We start from the raw sequence: 16,881 nt of genomic DNA, 5'->3' as shown, positions 1-16,881 counted from the left end.
TCCCTCCTCTTCTCAAAAACGATCCAATTCATACCATTTGCGGTATCTCTCCTCGCGCTTCGACAGATCCCGATGCGTTCCCCGCATTCGAACCTCCCCGCGCTCCAAAAACAAGATTTCGTCCATCTTCTCCAACATCGTCAACCGGTGCGTGAACCATACGATCGTACGTTCCCTCAACGTTTCGAGCAAAGTTCGAATAAGCGCAAGCTCTGCAGGACGATCCAGACCGGTGGTCGGCTCGTCAAGCAGCACGATCGGGCTTGCCTGCAGCAGGATGCGGGACAAGGCGACACGCTGAAGCTCCCCACCGGAGAAGCGACTTCCAGCCTCGTCCATAGGCGTTTCGATTCCCTTCGGAAGAGCGGCTACCAGCGGTTGAAGCCCGACCTGCCGAAGAGCGTCTCGTATTTCCTCGTCCGTGGCATCTTTCCGACCCATTCGAACGTTGTTGGCGATTGTCGTATGGAACAGGTGGGGCTGCTGGTTCAGGATCGAAAATTGGTGTTTCTGCAGAGCGCTCATCGGCGAACCGTTTATCGTCATCGTTCCTTCTCCAGCCTCGCGCTGTCCGCTCAACACCTGAAGGAGAGTGGACTTGCCCGCACCGCTTCGTCCCAGCACGGCGATTTTTTTTCCTTGCGGAAGCTCGAGATCAATTCCCTTTAAAGCCGGTTCGGCATCGAGAGAATAGCGATAGCCTAGCCGTTCCAGCTTGATGTAAACGGGGCCGGCGAACGCTGCGGAGACAGTCGGATTGTCGCCCGTGGCCGTATACGGCCGCGCCGATTCCGTCTGCGCGAGCCTCCGAAAGGAGTCTTGATACTCGGGCCAACGGGCGAGCGCATCGTTGACTTTCACGATCGAATCCATTATGGGAAAAACGGCCAACACGCAAGCCGCGATCCAGACAGATTCCATTACTCCCGCCTCAACGCGTCCGACAACCCAGGGAATGGTCAGCAGCACAGCTCCTCCCGCAGCGGAGCGGGCCAGCCACTGTCTTCCCCGTTCCGCTGCCCGACTCGCCTTTTCCCTCTCTGCGCTGGTTGTCTGCCTGACCCGCAAGGCGGCGACAGCTTGCTGCGTTCTGCCGCTTAATACCCAATCGGTTAAACCCGACCAGGCATCCGACAAGTCGCTATAGAACAGGGAGCGCTGCATGCCGACTCTTTGCTGCGCAGTACGAGCTCGGCGCGCGGAGACCAAAGGGACGATAAACAACCACAGACCTCCGTAGGCGATTAGCCACCAGGAGGTCGCTCCTCCGGAACGGGAGAGAAGCGCTGCGGTCGTCCCGTAGACCAATGCTCCGGAAAGCGCTGGAAAAACGATCCGAAGGTAAACCTGCTGCAGCCGCTCGATGTCGTCGGCAGCCAGACCGAGCAGCTCACCCAGCCGATAACGGGATCGGAGATCCATAGCCTGGCTCTCCAACGCATGATACAGCCTGATCCTCATGGCGGATAACGCGGTGAGCGCGGCATGATGCCCGGCCAAACGCTCCGCGTACTGAAGCGCCGCCCGGCCGAGCCCGAAAGTCCGCACCAGCACGATCGGTACATACACCATTAACACGTTTTCAGGACGAAGACTCGAACGGGAAATCAGTTCGCCGGATGTGAACATCAACGCCGCGGCACAGCCCGCGGCCGCGGTTCCAAGCAGTACGGCAAGAACGATCGCTCTCCAGGAGCTTCTTCCGCCCGTCAACAGCCATCCGTCGTGCTTGTCCAGCCGTTCCTTCATGCCTGTGCCCCTCCCTTATCCAGCAGGCCCCCGTAAATGCCGCCGAGTCGCCGAAGCTCTTCATGCGTTCCAACCTCGACCACTCGTCCTTTCTCCATTACCCATACCGCCTTCATTTCCTTCATCCAGTGCAAACGGTGAGTGGCTATAATCACCCGTTTGTCGGACAGGACCTCGAGCAGCGTCTGCTTGAGGTCCCACTCCGTTTCCATATCGAGATGCGCCGTCGGCTCATCCAGTAGAACGATCGGCCGATCGCTCACCAGCGCGCGCGCCAACGCGACCCGTTGGGCCTCTCCTCCGCTAAGCTGCCGACCGCCTTCTCCGATCGGTTCGTCGATACCGTGAGGCAATCCGCGAACCAGCTGCTCCAGCCCCGCCGCTCGTATGGCCCGCTCCACTTCTTCCGAGCCTGCCGAAGGCTCGTAAAAGCGGATATTATCGGCCAATGACAGGCTAAAAATATGCGGGTGCTGGGGAAGATAGACCATACGCTCCAGCCACCTTCTCCGCGTCGCCCCCTCCATCCGTCGGCCGTCGAGCAGCATTTCCCCAGAAGAAGCTTCGATCAGTCCTCCGATCACTCCGAGCAGCGTCGTCTTGCCTGCGCCGCTTGCGCCAGCGATTCCGATCCAGCCCGCACCCGCAGTCCAATCCAATGTAATCCCCTTCAGCAGAGCTTCTCCTGCAGGCGCCGAAACGACAACTTGATTGAGCGTCAATGTCCCTGGCGCCTCGTCGTTCACTCTCCTCGAGGAGTTTCCGGAATCCGGGAAATTCGGAGCGAATGCCCCCTTCGACACCTTCTTGAGCTCCTTCCAAGCCTCTTTGCCATCCAGGGAAGCGTGATAATCCGCCCCTAATTGTCTGATCGGAACAAAAAATTCGGGGGCAAGCAGCAGCACCGCAAGCGCTCTCTCGAAGACTACGCTTCCGTCGATAAGACGAAAACCGAGCCCAACCGCGACTCCCGCTATAGCCAGCATGCTGAAAATATCCAACGACAGTGAGGAGAGAAAGGCAATGCGAAGGGTCTTCATGACCGTATGCCTGTATCTTTCCGCCGTTCTCGCGATCAATCGGCCGTGCTCCCGGCTAACGCCCAAAGCCAGCAGCGTTTCCAAGCCGCGCAAGGTGTCGGCAAAATGACCGGCAAGCCGCCTGAACGTCTGCCACTGGCGATCGGCCTGCTTGCGAGCGGCCAACCCAAGCACGATAAAAAAAGCGATGATAACCGGCATGGCAAGCGAGAGAATGATTCCGGATGCGCAGTCTAATCCGAAGACGCACAGCAGGATGACCAGCGTCGCGACCGGAGTGTCAATAGTGCGAAAAATGGCCAGTTCCAGATAGACGCGAAGCTTATCCGGACCTTCCATCGCCAGAGCGGTCAACTCGCCGCCGCCTTCCTGGGCAGCAAACCGCGGACCTCTGGAGAAGACGGCCGAAATAAAACGCTCTCTTTCCTCTTCGGCATGCAGCTCCGCGAAGGATCCGGCAGCTGTCTGCTGAAGCCAGGCCAACGTTTGGCGCGCGAAAAAAACGATCACGAACAACAACAGTGAACCTAGAGCATCCCGAATAGGACTTCCTGCGAACAAGAGCGAAATCGCTTTTGCCAGGAACAACGCTTGCGCTACAACCGCTCCCGCATGGAACGCGGAAACGGCCGTCAGCTTGAGCGCAAGCCGTCTGAAGCCTGAAAGCGCAAACCAGTTTCTGTCCATCAGTATTCCAGATGGTCGCGGTTCGTAATTCGCTTATGGAAAACAAAGTAACTCCACGCCTGATATCCCACGACGAAAGGAAGCAGAACGACAGCAACGACTGTCATGGCGCGCAGCGTATATTCTCCTGAAGCGGCGTTAAAGACCGTCAAAGCGAATTCATCCGCCATGGAGCTGACCATGAGACGCGGAAAAAGTCCGATAAACAAAGTCGCAAAGAGCAGTACAATTTGGAAGCCCGTCATGACGAACCCCCAACCCTCGCGACCGCGACGCAGAAAGAAGCCTGCAAGCAGAACGGATGCTGCCCCCAGAACAAGGGCGAGAATGAGCCAAAGTTCGCGCCTTGCCGCCAGATCCGTGGAATAGACGGTCAAGACGGCAAAGCCGGACAACAGCGCAGCCTGCCAGGGAAGCCAGCGCAGCGCCTTCGTCCGGGCTCGCTCCCTCAGCTTCCCTGAAGTGCGGAGAGAAAGAAAAACCAGCCCGTGAAGCCAGCATAAGCCGACGACAACCGCGCCGCCAAGCAGAGAATAACCGTTGAAAATATCGACCAGCCGCGCGTTCATCTCCATGTCTCTTCCGATAGGAACGCCTTTCAGCGTGCCGGCAAACAGAACGCCGAGAAGCAAGGGCGGAACGAAGCTGCCGATCCAGATCGCCGCGTCCCATAGCTTCCTCCAGCCTTCTCCCTCCGCCTTGCCTCTGAATTCGAAAGCGACGCCGCGACAAATGAGCGCAAGCAGTACGAGAACCAACAGCGAATAATAGCCGCTGAACAGAGTCGCATACCAATGGGGAAATGCCGCGAACATCGCTCCGGCCGCCGTAATGAGCCACACCTCGTTGGCGTCCCAGAACGGACCGATTGTATGAATGACGGTGCGGCGCTCAAGGTCGTTGTCCGCGATCCGACGAACAGCCATGCCCACTCCGAAATCGAATCCCTCAAGAAAGAAAAAACCGGTAAAAAGCACGGCGATCAGCAGAAACCATATTTCATTGAACGACATGCTCTTGTCCCCCTTCCCTTCGATAAGGATCGAAAATCGTTTCTTCACCGGAACGCTCTGCCGACTCGGGTCCCTTGCGGGCAGTACGATAAAACAGCCAAGCCGCCAGTCCCAGCAGAAGGATATAGATAGCGGTAAAAGCGACCAGCGAAAATCCGACCTGCCCAGCGCTTACGCCGGGCGAAACCGATTGCTCCGTGCGAAGCAATCCAAATACGGTCCAGGGCTGTCTTCCGATCTCCGTCATGATCCAGCCCGCGGTGTTTCCGATGAAGGGCAGCGATATTCCCGCCACCATCAGAAACAGATAAACTTTCGGAAGCTGGCCCGCTTTGCGGCGCAGCATGAGATACAGCCCGTAAAGACTGAGCAGGATCATGCCGCTTCCCGCGCTCACCATGATCCGGAAACTCCAGAATGTGGTCTTCACGGGGGGGATATAGTTGCCCGGTCCGTAAACTTGTTCATATTCCGCTTGCAATTCCTTCATGCCCGGCACGGAACCGTCGAACCGACTGTACGACAGGAAGCTCAACAAATAGGGGACCTTGAGTTCCCAACGATTCTCTTGGGCTTCGTTATCGATTGCCGCGAATACGGTCCATGGAGCCGGGTCCGCGCTTCTCTCCCACAAGCCTTCGCTGGCCGCCATCTTCATTGGCTGCGTGTCCACCAAGTACTGCGCCTGACCATGCCCGAACTGCGCGATCGCCAGCGAGGACACCGCGCCCACGATCAGCCCGATTCGGAGCGACGTCTTGAAGAAATCCGTCTCTTCTCTTCGCAACAGCTTCCAGGCGCTGATTCCGGCGACCAGGAACGCGCCCGTCGCAAATGCGGCAAACAGCGTATGCGGAAATTCCCATAATAGCTGGCCGTTGGTAAGCAGCGCAGCCAGATCGGTCATTTCCGCTCTCCCGTTGCGGATCGCAAAGCCCACCGGACGCTGCATAAACGAATTCGCCGCCAGAATCCACAGCGCGGACAGCATCGTACCGATTGCAACGAGCCACATGCAAGCCAGATGTAAACCTTTGGAGAGGCGCTCCCAGCCGAACACCCAAAGCCCGATAAAGGTCGATTCCAGAAAAAATGCGAGCAGAGCTTCGATTGCCAGAGGAGCTCCGAACACATCGCCCACAAAGCGCGAAAAATCAGACCAATTCATCCCGAACTGAAATTCCTGCAAAATGCCCGTCACGATGCCCACGGCAAAGTTGATAAGCAGGAACGTCCCCCAAAACTTTGTCAGACGCTTGAATCTTTCATCCCTTTTCACGACGTACAGCGTCTCCATAATCGCCACGATCAATGAAAGACCGATGGATATGGGAACGAACACAAAATGAAAAATGGTGGTCAGCGCAAACTGAAGCCTGGCCAATTCGACGACTTCCACTCCATCACTTCCTCCCGCGTTATTTCTGGCTCCGGAGTTCTCCTTATTATAAGAAAAAGGATCGTCCGGTATATGGCCCGAAAGAGGGAGACGCGTGAGCGTTCTGTGACAGGGTGGAGACAGCTATGTGAAAACAGTTACAATCAAGTGAACTTCCGAGAAATCGTTGTTCTTAAGAAATAAGTCCCAATTGTTCCGCGTTGTACCGCAAAATTTCGAGCAGCGTTTTCATCTCGGAGTCGGGGTAGCTTCTAAGCTCGATTCTCTCCGCATCCACGCTCAATGACCATGGTGACCGCCTTCCGGTATGGCGACCTCTTCATCGCCTGCATGCTCCAATTGCGACAGTCTCTCTACGGCTTCCTCGCCGATGGCCACTCGTTTGGCCGGCATCGCCTCCAGATTGGCGGAAGCGATACGGCTTTGCACGATATACAATCCTTCCGCTCCGAATACATAATTCGCCGCGTATACGCCCGGCGTTTGTTCTCGCGCAGGGACCGTCAACGCTCCCGCTGGATCGTCTTCGGGCCAGACGACGAATTCCGCTTGATCTGCTTGAAGCAGCGGCTGCCCGTTTTTCTTCACCTCTACGGACAGCAAAACTTCCGATTGGGCATCCGCCGGAGCCGGCGCGCTCAGGTCGACGGTCAGATGGGGAGCGAAACCGCGTTCGTCTCTTCCTTCCGTGTCCGATGTACAGCCTCCGAGGGCGATTGCAAGAACGGCGAGTGCCAGACCATTGCGGACAGACTTAAATTGAAACTTCATATCTTACCCCCACCCTCTTCTTAAGCTGAGAACCAGTGCCGCAGCGTCTTGATTCTGCGAATGACGAACCAATCAAGTAGCACGACGACGATCAGCGACAATCCGACAAGCGGCATGACGACGCCGCACACAACCATCAATACCAGCACGGCTACCGAAACCTTGCGGTTTTTGGATCGGTTCGGCGCGCCAAGTCCGTCGGGCTTGCGTTTACGCCACATGAAATATGAACTGATCGAGACAAGCACGAGTCCCAAGGCGGCGAACAGACCGAGCAGTTGGTTGGCCAATCCGAACAGATGACCTTCATGAAAGGCGATGCCATACGAGATCAATTTGCCCATAATGCCGTAGTCGGCGAAGCGCACATCGGTCAACACGGCGCCGCTGTATTGATCGATATGCAGCGTCGCGCTTGTGTCAGGCTTGTCGTGCGAAGTCGACACGGTGAATACGCCGGTTTCCCCGCGGGGGAGCGTGATCGTGTAAGGCTTTAAGACGTCCAGCTTGTCGGCAATACCGGCAACGTCGTTGACGGTCAGCGCCACATATCCTCCGCTTGCGGACGACGCCGGCACAGACAAGTTTTCCGCGGCCCAGGGGAGATCCTCGGCAATATCTTTCGCGACCGTAGTCGACTCCGGTTTTGCGCCGAAGCTGTAAGCATAAGGAGGAACGTTCGTACGGGTGGAGTCGGCCAATTCGCTGATCCGCGGACCAAGTACGCCGGACCAAGGCAGCCCTGACAATATCATCACGACAAGCACAAGCGAAATCCAAAAAGCCGGCACGGCATGCAGATCGCGCCAGAACATTCGGCTTCCCGGCTTGCTCAGCCGGGGCAATACCGTGCCCCAGATATTCTTTTTGCCGCGAGGCCACCACAAAATCAACCCGGTCAGAACAAGGATCAACGCCCAACATGCCGCCAGTTCAACGAGACGATTCGTCCAGGTTCCTTCGATAAGCAGTTGGCTATGCAATTTCTTGAAGATAGCCGAGAACGTTTTGTCAGCGTTTAACGCTCCTTTGATATTCCCGGTATAAGGATCGGCATACATGGTTGTCGGCGTGCCAAAATGACTGACAGAAAGCCTATACGTGTCAGTCGGCGCTTTCATTAGCGTAATGGAAGAAACCTTCGCGCCCGGATAACCTTTCTCGGTCTTGGCAATCACCTCCGCCGGAGACATCGGATGCTGACCCGTTTGGCTTACCGTCAGGAAATCCCTGTAAAGGTAATCTTCGATTTGCGGTTTGAACAAATAAGCCGAGCCGCTGATCGCTAAAACAATCAGAAATGGAGCAAAGATAATACCGGCGTAAAAATGCCACCTCCATACGGCCTGAAAAACGGCTTGCCTTACATTTGGCGCTTTGGAAGACCTGCCTCCTTGCAGCGTTTGGATTGCCTGGGAAGGATCGCTTTCTTGCGGGGGGATTGCTTTGGCCAATTCGCTCAATGAGTGCTCCTCCGATCTAAACTTGAAATATGCAAGCAAAAGTATAGTCACATACGTGGGAGAACTGTATGGCTCATAGGGGCCATAATCTTGCGAAAGCTGTGTACGTTATGTGAATTTTTTTGAAAATCATAAACGGATCGGCGGTGACGGCGTTAAAGCTCGAACAGCAACCCAAATAGGCCAGCCGGTAAAACCGGCTGACCTGACGTTCCGCGCCGAGATATTGCGATCTTCCATTCTGAAGACTTTTACTTCAAGGCCAAGCTGTATTTTTCCCGAGCGTTCCGCGCAGCCTCGACCATGTTGCGAAGCGATGCGACGGTTTCTTCGCGGCCGCGCGTTTTCAAACCGCAGTCCGGATTAATCCAGAACAGCTTCGGGTCGAGCACGCGCAGCGCGCGGTCGATCATCCCCGTCATCTCCTCTACGTCCGGTACGCGAGGACTGTGGATATCGTACACGCCAAGACCGATACCCAGCTTATAGGTGTTCTCCTCGAAGCTGTAGATCAGCTCGCCGTGGCTGCGGGAAGTTTCAATCGAGATGACGTCGGCGTCCATCGCCTCGATCGAGTCGATCATGTCATGGAATTCGCAATAGCACATATGCGTATGAATTTGCGTCGTATCCTGCACGGTGCTGGTTGCAATCTTAAACGCCTTAACGGCCCACGCCAGATAATCCGCCTGATCGGCTTCCTTCAGCGGCAGACCTTCGCGCACGGCCGGCTCGTCGACCTGAATCATACCGATGCCCGCCTGCTCCAGCGCCTCGACTTCCTGTCTGAGCGCATAAGCCAACTGATAGGCAACCTGCTCGCGCGGGATATCGTCTCGCACGAACGACCAGTTCATGATCGTAATCGGCCCGGTCAGCATGCCTTTCACCGGACGGTTCGTCCGCGATTGGGCATACACGGTCTCCGGAACCGTCATGGCCTCATGGAAGGCAACGTCGCCGTAAATGACCGGCGGCTTCACGCAGCGCGAGCCGTACGACTGCACCCATCCGTTCTGCGTGAAAGCGAAGCCCTCCAGCTTCTCGCCGAAGAACTCGACCATGTCGGTCCGCTCGAATTCGCCGTGCACGAAGACGTCGATCCCGATCTCTTCCTGCAGCTTCACCCAGGTATCGATTTGTTCGCGAATAAAGGCATTGTACTGCTCGTTCGTCCACTCGCCTTTACGCCATAGCTGTCTGGCCTTGCGCACTTCGGCCGTTTGCGGGAAACTGCCGATCGTCGTCGTTGGAAAAAGCGGCAGCTGCCATTTGTGCTGTTGAGCCGAATAACGCGACTCGAACGGCTTGCTGCGACCAGGCTCCTGCTTGGCAATAGCGGTTACCGACTCCTGGACATCGCGGCGATTGCGGGCTGCGGAATTTTTCAGCAAGCCGAGCGCCTTATCCGCCGCATTTAGCTGCTCTCGCACGGCGTCCGCCGTCTGCGAGACGGCTTTCGTCAGCAGGACAAGCTCGTCAAGCTTCTCATCGGCGAAAGCGAGCGCCCCCTTCAATTCGGCCGGAAGCTTCGTCTCGCGTTCCGTCGATACGGGGACGTGCAGCAGACTGCAGGACGATTGCACGATCAAGCGCTCCTCCGGAACGATGCCGCGCAGTTCGTCCAGAAGGGCAAGCTTCTCGTTCAGGTCGGCCCGCCAGATGCTGCGGCCGTCAATGACGCCCGCTCCCAGCACTTTATCAGCAGGGAAGCCGTACTCGCGAATAGCGGCCAAGTTCCCGTCTAAGCCATGAACCAAGTCGAGTCCGATCCCCTTTACCGGCAGCGATACGATGTCCCGATAGTTCTCGACCGCTTCGAAATACGTTTGCAGCATAATGTTAAGAGAAGGCGCCGCTTCCGTAAGCGTCGTATAAATCAATTTTAACCGGGCCGCGTCCTCGTCCGACAGCTTCGTCACGACGATCGGCTCATCGATCTGCACCCACTTCACGCCTTCGTCCGCGAGCTCGCGAACCATTTGCGCGTACAGCGGAAGCAGACGCTCCAGCCACGCGTCCGTTTCATTGGCCGCATACCCTTTGGAAAGCTTCAAGAAAGTCAGAGGACCGACGATCACGGGCTTGCCCTCGATGCCAAGCTTTTCCTTCGCTTCCCGGTAGGCCAGCAGCGGACGGTTCTCCGTCAATGTCGGCAGCGCGTCGCCAAGCTCTGGCACAATGTAATGGTAATTTGTATTGAACCACTTCGTCATCTCGCTGGCGGTCGCCTCCTTCGTCCCGCGCGCGATGCCGAAATAAACGGACAGCGGAACGACGCCTCCCTCGTACCCGAAGCGCTTCGGAACGATTCCGAGCATCACGGCCGTATCCAGCATATGATCGTAGTTGCTGAAGTCGTTGACGGGAATGAGTTCGATTCCCTTGGCCTGCTGCTTGCGCAGATGATTCAAGCGGATTTCTTGCTGCTGCCGCTGAAACGTCTCCTCGTCGATTTTGCCCGCCCAGAACGCCTCCAGCGATTTCTTCCACTCCCGATCAACGCCAATGCGCGGATACCCCAAAATACTGCTAATGGCCATTTTGCCAGCTCCTTTATTCGGATAATTGTTGCTCGAAATGTTTTGCCGCTTAATTTAACGCAGCATTTTGTTCAATAGCTCCCGCCATCTCTCCTGCGTTTCCGGAGACGTATACCGCAGATGATGCTGCAAACTTTCATAAGCCTCGGCATTTAAGCTCGCAAGGACTTCGCTCATCGTCTGCTCGTCTTTGACATGAGACAACAAGTGAATGATTTCATGCCGCATTGATTGTTTCCCTCCCCTACCGCCTTTTGCGAGTTCGGCTTGTCGAACCTGCCGCACGCAAAAAGGCGTCCTCCCTAAAAAAGCATAGGGAAAGACGCCTTCATAATTGGTAAATTATGACGGTACATCTAACACCTCCCTATCTCCCGTAGGTACAGCAGTGCTGTCAGAACAGGCAGGTCTCCTGGCTCCGGACTCTTCGCTCGGCAGCGGCCTTCCCGATCGGCTCGATCAGTGGCGTATGAGCTGCTTGCTCCTCCGTTACAGTGGCGGGACCGCGTCGGTTTCGCACCGACTTCCCTTTTAAGTCCGATCCGCAATTCTCTTGCCGATCGGACACCTGTTCCCGAATATTCAATTATAAAAAATGAAATACAGCTACATCATAGTCGATTTCCTGGGCAAAAAACAAGTCGATCCCATTACGGCTCGACCTGTCGAAGACGATTCCGGCGGAGGGTTGGCGTTAAAAAAAGGCCAGCCGGCAAGTTTGCCGGCTGACCCGATGGGGCGCAAATCCGAATGATTCGCGATCTGGAGATTAGAATCGGAACGTATCGTCCGTAATCGGGGCTACCTTCGCCACCGCGTACGTCGAGCCTTTTTGCGAGAAGAAGTCGTAGGTCGAGCCTTCGTTGCGAATGCCGTTCATGACGATCGGGTTCACTTCTTCGTCCGGGAACATCGTCTCGAAGCCGATGTTCATCAGCGCCTTGTTCGCGTTGTAGCGAACATAGCTTTTCACGTCCGGGCTCAGTCCGGTTTCCGCGTACAAGTCGTTCGTGTAGTTCAATTCGTTATGATACAAATCCAGCAGGTACTCGTAAGCCCACACCGTCAGCTTTTCCTTCTGTTCGGCCGAAAACTGCTTAAACCGCTGCTGCGCAAAATAGCCGACGGCGACGCCGTGGATCGATTCGTCCCGCAAAATGAGCGAGATCACTTCCGCGCTGTTCCGCAGCGTGCCCTGTCCGCCCAAATAGAGCGGAAAGAAGAAGCCCGAATAGAACAGGAACGATTCCAGCATGACGGAGGCGAACATCGCCTTCCACAAGGATACCTCGTCGCCCTCTTCAACCGCGAGATAGACGTCGCTGATTCGCTTGGCCTTGTACTGCAAATACTCATTGTGCTTGACCCATTCGAAGATCGCGTCGATCTCGCTGTTCGTGCACAAGGTTGTGAAAATATACGAATACGACTTCGCGTGAATGGCTTCGAACGAGGCGAATACCGTATAGAGCGCCTTCTCCTGCAGGTCCGGAGCGTGGCGGGCAATCTCGTTCATGCCGATATTCGTCTGAATCGTATCGAGCAGCGTAAGGCCGCCGAATACTTTCTTGTACGTATCCTGATGCGCGAAGTCCTGCCACTGCTTCACGTCTTTGCTGACGGCAATCTCTTCGGGAAACCAGATTTGCTTCCATTGCTGATCCCAAAATACCTTCGTCAGCTCCTGCTGGCTCCGGTTCCAGTTGACGGCTTCGAATACTTTTAGATCGAACACGATACACACTCCTCGATGGTCTGCAGACGCTGGCGCACATAGTACACCGTCTTGATCCCCTTCAGCCAGGCATAGATGTACAGACGCGCCAATTGCTCGGTCGTCCATTGATCCGTCACATACAACGTCATCGAAATTCCCTGGTCGATATGACGCTGCGCGGCCGCGTACATATCGACCATGCGGTATTGATCGATCTCGTAAGCTTCCTTGTAGAGCGAGATATTGTCGTCGTTCAGGAACGGCATCGGATAGATCGTGCGGCTGTCGGCGTAGTCCCGAATTTCCACCTTCTCCGTGCAGGGCGCGATCGAAGCCGTGCTGTTGCGGATATAGGAAATGCTTCCGGTCGGCGCGATGGCCAGCCGATACGCGTTGAACAGTCCGTGCGTCATGACCTGCTCCTTCAGCTCGGCCCACATCTCCGCCGTAATAAGCGGAACGTTGCCCAGCGCCGCGGCCGCCTTCTCGGGCAGCGGCTCGACGGTTTTGGAGACGTACGCGTCGAAGAAGCTTCCGTTGGCGTAATCGCTCTGCTCGAACCCGTAGAACGTCTCGTTCCGTTCTTTGGCGATCTGCATCGAGGCGAGCAGCGAATAATAATTGAGCGCCTCCATGAACGCGTCGACGAAGCGAACGGACTCCGGCGACCCGTACTCCAATCCCTGCGAGATCAAATGTCCGTGCAGGTTCATCACGCCGAGACCGACGGAATGCATGCAGCGGTTCGCTTTCGTAACGGACGGCACGTTGCGAATGTCGGTCATGTTCGACACGTTCGTCAGCAGCCGCATCGCCGTGTCGATCAACTGCTCGAAGGATTCTTCCTTCGTCGCGTTATGAATGTCAATGGACCCCAGATTGCAGGAGACGTCCATGCCGTATTCGTGTTCGGTTCCGTGATCGTGAATGACGCTCGTCTCCTGCACCTGCAAAATCTCCGTGCACAGGTTCGACATCTTCACGCGGCCGATGTTGCGCAAGGCGTGATTCTCGTTTACATGGTCGATGAACACCTCGAACGGGTAGCCCGATTCGAACTGCGCCTTCTTGATTTCCGTATACAGTCTGCGGGCGTTGATCCGCTTGATTTTCCGAACGTTAGGGTTGTCCAGCAGCTCGTAATACATCTCGGTGATGCTGATCTCGGACATCCGCTTGCCGTACTCCTTGTAGATGTCGTACGGGCTGAACAGCACCATGTCCTTGTCGCGCTTCATCAGATCGAAGAAGATGTCCGGCACGATAATGCCCGTCGACAGCGTGGCGAGCCGGATTTTGTCGTCGGCGTTGGGTTTCTTGGCGGAAATAAAATTCTCGATATCGGCATGGAAAACGTTCAGGTAAATAACCCCGGAGCCGTTGCGCTGGCCAAGTTGATTCGAATAGGAGAAGGAGTTTTCCAGCAGCTTCGCTACCGGCATAACCCCGCTCGCGCGGTTGAGAATGCCTTTGATCGGATCGCCGAGCGGCCGCAGGTCGGTTACGTTCACTCCGACGCCTCCGCCCAGACGGGACAGCTCCAGGCAGTAGCCGATATTTTGGGCGATGCTGTTCATCGAATCGTCCATCGTCAGCTTAAAGCAGCTGACCAGCTCTCCGCGCGCCATTTTACCGCTGTTAAGCGCGGTTGGCGTCGCCGGCTGGTAAGACGACATCATCGCTTCCACCGCCAGCTCGGCCAGCCGCTCGTCCCCTTGGGCCAAGTACAAAGCGATAATGACGATGCGATCCTCGTATTTTTCAAGAATTTCTTCGCCGTTGCGGCTCTTCATCGCGTAGCTCTCGTAAAACTTGCTGGCGCTCATGAACGACGGGAAACGAAACTTGTATGCGTAAGCCTTCTCGTAAAGCCCCTCGATGAACTCCATCCGATATTGCTTCAGGAAGCCCGGTTCGTAGTAACCTTCGTCGACGAGATAGCGAATTTTCTCTTCCGTATCGATAAAATAGCGCAATTTTACGTTTACGTGTTCCAAGAAATACCGGCGCGTCGCCTCTTTGTCCTTCGCGAGGTCGAGCTTTCCCGTCCTGCTGTATTGATTGAGCACTTCATTATTTAACTTCAAGTAGGACTTCATCCGACTTTCTCTCCTCCCGGAAGCACCGCTCGTAATAACGGCGGATCTCCTCGTAATCTTCGGCAAAGCCTCGCAAATCGATTTTGCGGACAAGCGGAACCCGCCATTGCCGGGCAACGGCGTCGCCGGCCCCGCCGAACACGAGATGGCCGAAGTTGCTGTTGCCGCTTGCGATCACGCCGCGGCACAACGCGCCGTTTCGCTCCATAAACTGCGTCACCGCCCGCGGCACGTCGCCCAGCCCGTCCGTGTAGGTGAATAGCAGGAACGGCTCTGACAGCTTTAAGCCGTCGGAGATTTCGATCGCGGGCAATCGAAGCCGCGACACGATATACCGCACGTTGCCCGTACGGCTCGCGAAGGCGATCATACGTTCAGGCGCTCGACTTGTTTGACCATTTCGTTCGGATCGAAAATAAACTCGCCGTCAACCTCCAGAACGGGCACGCTCATCGCGCCTGCGGCCACCAGTTTTTCGAACGCTTCCGCGTCGTGATCGACGTTGATAATTTCCACTTCAAGCTCCGCGCGCTGCAATTCGGATTTGATCCACATGCATTTCGGACATACCGTTCTCGTATAAAGCTTCATTTTCTCGTCTCCTTCAATATGTAGAGTGCAAAGAAAAAGAACACCCTCGTATCCCGGGCATTCTACCAAACAGCCAAACCCCATTGTGCCGTTTCGACAACGAAATACGCAACCGTATTCAGGCATGCGCTGCCGATCAATCTTGTTGAATTCGTTCCATTCCTCAGCCCTCGGAGAAATGCAAGACCCGTTCCGGCCGCGAGGGCTTATCTGGCTTGGCCTCGGGCCGGAACAAAATATGAAATTAAACCAATTGTAGCACACGCGATCGTAGATTCCAAGATACAGTATGTATAGAGGTGCTAACCGCCCAAAAGAATCAATATCTAGATCCCCGTATTCCTTGTCGCAGCGCCTCTCGCCCGCTCCGGACCGCCTTCAAAGCCGTTCGCGGAACAGCGCGAGCACACGCTCGATTTCTTCCTTGGTCGTGTATCGGCCCAAGCTGAACCGAATGGCGCCCAATCCTTCGTACTCGCTTATGCCCATCGCGGCGAGCACTGGAGAAAGCGTCGCGTTCCCGGAATGGCAGGCCGATCCGGTAGAAGCGGCGATCTCCGGGAATAGAGTTAGGAGGTCTTGCCCGTTTCGGCCTGGAAAGCTCGCGTTTAACGTGTTGGGCAGGCAGTCGTCCGGATCGCCGTTAAAGCGCACCTTCTCTTCGAAAGCCGCGCGCAGCCCTTCTCTTAATCTCTCTCTGAGTCTGCGAATCTCTGAAGAAAACGTCAGTTCCGCAGCCAACTCCGCGGCTTTGCCCAGTCCGGCGATATAAGGCACGTTTTCGGTGCCCGCCCGTCTGCCGGATTCATGTCCGGCTCCGTGCATGAAGGAATCGATCTTCGTGCCTTTGCGGACGTACAGCGCTCCGACGCCTTTGGGCGCATACAGCTTATGGCCGGCAACGGACAAAAGATCGACGCCCAGCTCGTCCACATTCACGGGAATTTTGCCGAACGACTGCGCGGCGTCGGTGTGCAGCGGAATGCCGTAACGTCGGGCGATTGCGGAAATCTCCTTGATCGGTTGGATCGTGCCGACTTCGCTGTTGGCATGCATGACGGATATTAGAATCGTGTCCGGCCGAACGGCCCGCTCTATCGCTTCGGGAGACACCCTGCCCATACCGTCCACCTGAACGAAAGTAATCTCCGCTCCGAGGGTTTGGAGAAAAGCGCAAGGGTTCAAAATCGCCGGATGCTCGATCGTTGTCGTGACGATATGTCGGCCGCGCGCCCGCGATGCAAAGTAAACGCCCTTTAAGGCCTGATTGTTGGCTTCCGTGCCTCCGCTCGTAAAGACGATTTCGCCGGAATCGGCGCCCAGAGCGGCCGCTACCCGGGATCTGGCCTGCTCGAGCGCAGGCGTGAGCGATTCCGCCGCCCAGTGCGTGGAAGAAGGATTGCCGTAAAATCGCTGCAAATAAGGCAGCATTTCTTCAAGCACTTCGGCGGCTACGGGCGTGCTGGCATTGTAATCGAGATAAATTCTTTTTGACGCGTTATCGCTTGCTTCTCCAGCCATTCCATAACTCCCTCCTCCGTTCGTTATGCGTTCCAAGCTTAAGGAATGGACAGGCTCGGTCGTCCCGTTCCCCGTTAGAGCGATGAGTCGAATTTCGTCTCGTTATCCCCGTTAGAGCGATGAGTCGAATTTCGTTTCGTTATCCCCGTTCCATGGATGAGTCGAATTATGAAGGAAGACGGTTTTCACGTCAAGCCGCGTTGCGGGCGCGCTCGCCCGCAGCCCCCTGCGGCGGTTCCACGACTTGAGTCGGGCGTCATTACCTCCCTCGGACGGTTATGCGGCGCG

13 protein-coding genes and 1 riboswitch are annotated in these 16,881 nt (G+C 55.9%); all 13 genes read right to left on the bottom strand.

Annotated features, from left to right (window positions below; translation table 11 throughout):
* Positions 1-12: 12 nt before the first annotated feature.
* The 13 genes from cydC to ACFFT4_RS05450 all read right to left on the bottom strand — a co-directional run bounded on the left by cydC (position 13) and on the right by ACFFT4_RS05450 (position 16,593).
* Positions 13-1,749, bottom strand: a complete 1,737-nt coding sequence (gene cydC / locus ACFFT4_RS05510; RefSeq protein WP_378045743.1) for a thiol reductant ABC exporter subunit CydC — start codon at positions 1,747-1,749, stop codon at positions 13-15.
* Positions 1,746-3,476: a thiol reductant ABC exporter subunit CydD gene (gene cydD, locus ACFFT4_RS05505; protein ID WP_378045742.1), complete on the bottom strand. Its 1,731-nt coding sequence runs from the start codon at positions 3,474-3,476 to the stop codon at positions 1,746-1,748. Before cydD ends, cydC begins: the two co-directional genes overlap by 4 nt.
* A complete protein-coding gene (cydB, locus tag ACFFT4_RS05500) occupies positions 3,476-4,489 on the bottom strand; it encodes a cytochrome d ubiquinol oxidase subunit II (protein WP_378045740.1) in 1,014 nt (337 codons plus the stop codon). Before cydB ends, cydD begins: the two co-directional genes overlap by 1 nt.
* The gene (locus tag ACFFT4_RS05495; protein ID WP_378045739.1) at positions 4,476-5,888 is read right to left on the bottom strand and encodes a cytochrome ubiquinol oxidase subunit I; all 1,413 of its coding nucleotides are present in this window, start codon (positions 5,886-5,888) and stop codon (positions 4,476-4,478) included. Before ACFFT4_RS05495 ends, cydB begins: the two co-directional genes overlap by 14 nt.
* 279 nt (positions 5,889-6,167) lie before the next feature.
* Positions 6,168-6,659, bottom strand: coding sequence for a FixH family protein (locus ACFFT4_RS05490; protein WP_378045737.1), 492 nt, complete (start codon positions 6,657-6,659; stop codon positions 6,168-6,170).
* Between the two features lie 20 nt (positions 6,660-6,679).
* Positions 6,680-8,161: a PepSY-associated TM helix domain-containing protein gene (locus ACFFT4_RS05485; protein WP_378045735.1), complete on the bottom strand. Its 1,482-nt coding sequence runs from the start codon at positions 8,159-8,161 to the stop codon at positions 6,680-6,682.
* Between the two features lie 212 nt (positions 8,162-8,373).
* Positions 8,374-10,665, bottom strand: a complete 2,292-nt coding sequence (gene metE, locus ACFFT4_RS05480; protein WP_378045733.1) for a 5-methyltetrahydropteroyltriglutamate--homocysteine S-methyltransferase — start codon at positions 10,663-10,665, stop codon at positions 8,374-8,376.
* A gap of 54 nt (positions 10,666-10,719) precedes the next feature.
* Entirely contained in the window at positions 10,720-10,893 is a 174-nt protein-coding gene (locus ACFFT4_RS05475) for a hypothetical protein (RefSeq protein ID WP_378045731.1), read from the bottom strand.
* 157 nt (positions 10,894-11,050) lie between these two features.
* Positions 11,051-11,252, bottom strand: a riboswitch (cobalamin riboswitch).
* A gap of 182 nt (positions 11,253-11,434) precedes the next feature.
* On the bottom strand, positions 11,435-12,400 hold the full coding sequence (gene nrdF / locus ACFFT4_RS05470) for a class 1b ribonucleoside-diphosphate reductase subunit beta (RefSeq protein WP_378045729.1): 966 nt from the start codon (positions 12,398-12,400) through the stop codon (positions 11,435-11,437).
* A complete protein-coding gene (nrdE, locus tag ACFFT4_RS05465; RefSeq protein WP_378045727.1) occupies positions 12,388-14,481 on the bottom strand; it encodes a class 1b ribonucleoside-diphosphate reductase subunit alpha in 2,094 nt (697 codons plus the stop codon). The genes nrdF and nrdE overlap by 13 nt, the downstream gene beginning before the upstream one ends.
* Positions 14,456-14,851 (bottom strand): class Ib ribonucleoside-diphosphate reductase assembly flavoprotein NrdI, encoded by a 396-nt coding sequence (gene nrdI, locus ACFFT4_RS05460; protein WP_378045725.1) that lies wholly within the window; start codon positions 14,849-14,851, stop codon positions 14,456-14,458. The genes nrdE and nrdI overlap by 26 nt, the downstream gene beginning before the upstream one ends.
* Positions 14,848-15,072, bottom strand: coding sequence for a glutaredoxin family protein (locus ACFFT4_RS05455; protein ID WP_378045723.1), 225 nt, complete (start codon positions 15,070-15,072; stop codon positions 14,848-14,850). The genes nrdI and ACFFT4_RS05455 overlap by 4 nt, the downstream gene beginning before the upstream one ends.
* A gap of 378 nt (positions 15,073-15,450) precedes the next feature.
* On the bottom strand, positions 15,451-16,593 hold the full coding sequence (locus ACFFT4_RS05450; protein WP_378045722.1) for a cysteine desulfurase family protein: 1,143 nt from the start codon (positions 16,591-16,593) through the stop codon (positions 15,451-15,453).
* Positions 16,594-16,881 lie beyond the last annotated feature (288 nt).

Source organism: Cohnella cellulosilytica, from assembly GCF_042431195.1.
Taxonomy (GTDB): domain Bacteria; phylum Bacillota; class Bacilli; order Paenibacillales; family Paenibacillaceae; genus Cohnella; species Cohnella cellulosilytica.
Note: the sequence above shows the minus strand (reverse complement) of the source record. Positions and strands in the feature narration are given on the sequence as shown.

Excerpts from the sequence above, each read along its gene's own strand:
- cydC (WP_378045743.1), bottom strand. The coding sequence starts at position 1,749 with ATGAAGGAACGGCTGGACAAGCACGACGGATGGCTGTTGACGGGCGGA.
- cydD (WP_378045742.1), bottom strand. The coding sequence starts at position 3,476 with ATGGACAGAAACTGGTTTGCGCTTTCAGGCTTCAGACGGCTTGCGCTC.
- cydB (WP_378045740.1), bottom strand. The coding sequence starts at position 4,489 with ATGTCGTTCAATGAAATATGGTTTCTGCTGATCGCCGTGCTTTTTACC.
- ACFFT4_RS05490 (WP_378045737.1), bottom strand. The coding sequence starts at position 6,659 with ATGAAGTTTCAATTTAAGTCTGTCCGCAATGGTCTGGCACTCGCCGTT.
- metE (WP_378045733.1), bottom strand. The coding sequence starts at position 10,665 with ATGGCCATTAGCAGTATTTTGGGGTATCCGCGCATTGGCGTTGATCGG.
- ACFFT4_RS05475 (WP_378045731.1), bottom strand. The coding sequence starts at position 10,893 with ATGCGGCATGAAATCATTCACTTGTTGTCTCATGTCAAAGACGAGCAG.
- nrdE (WP_378045727.1), bottom strand. The coding sequence starts at position 14,481 with ATGAAGTCCTACTTGAAGTTAAATAATGAAGTGCTCAATCAATACAGC.
- nrdI (WP_378045725.1), bottom strand. The coding sequence starts at position 14,851 with ATGATCGCCTTCGCGAGCCGTACGGGCAACGTGCGGTATATCGTGTCG.
- ACFFT4_RS05455 (WP_378045723.1), bottom strand. The coding sequence starts at position 15,072 with ATGAAGCTTTATACGAGAACGGTATGTCCGAAATGCATGTGGATCAAA.
- ACFFT4_RS05450 (WP_378045722.1), bottom strand. The coding sequence starts at position 16,593 with ATGGCTGGAGAAGCAAGCGATAACGCGTCAAAAAGAATTTATCTCGAT.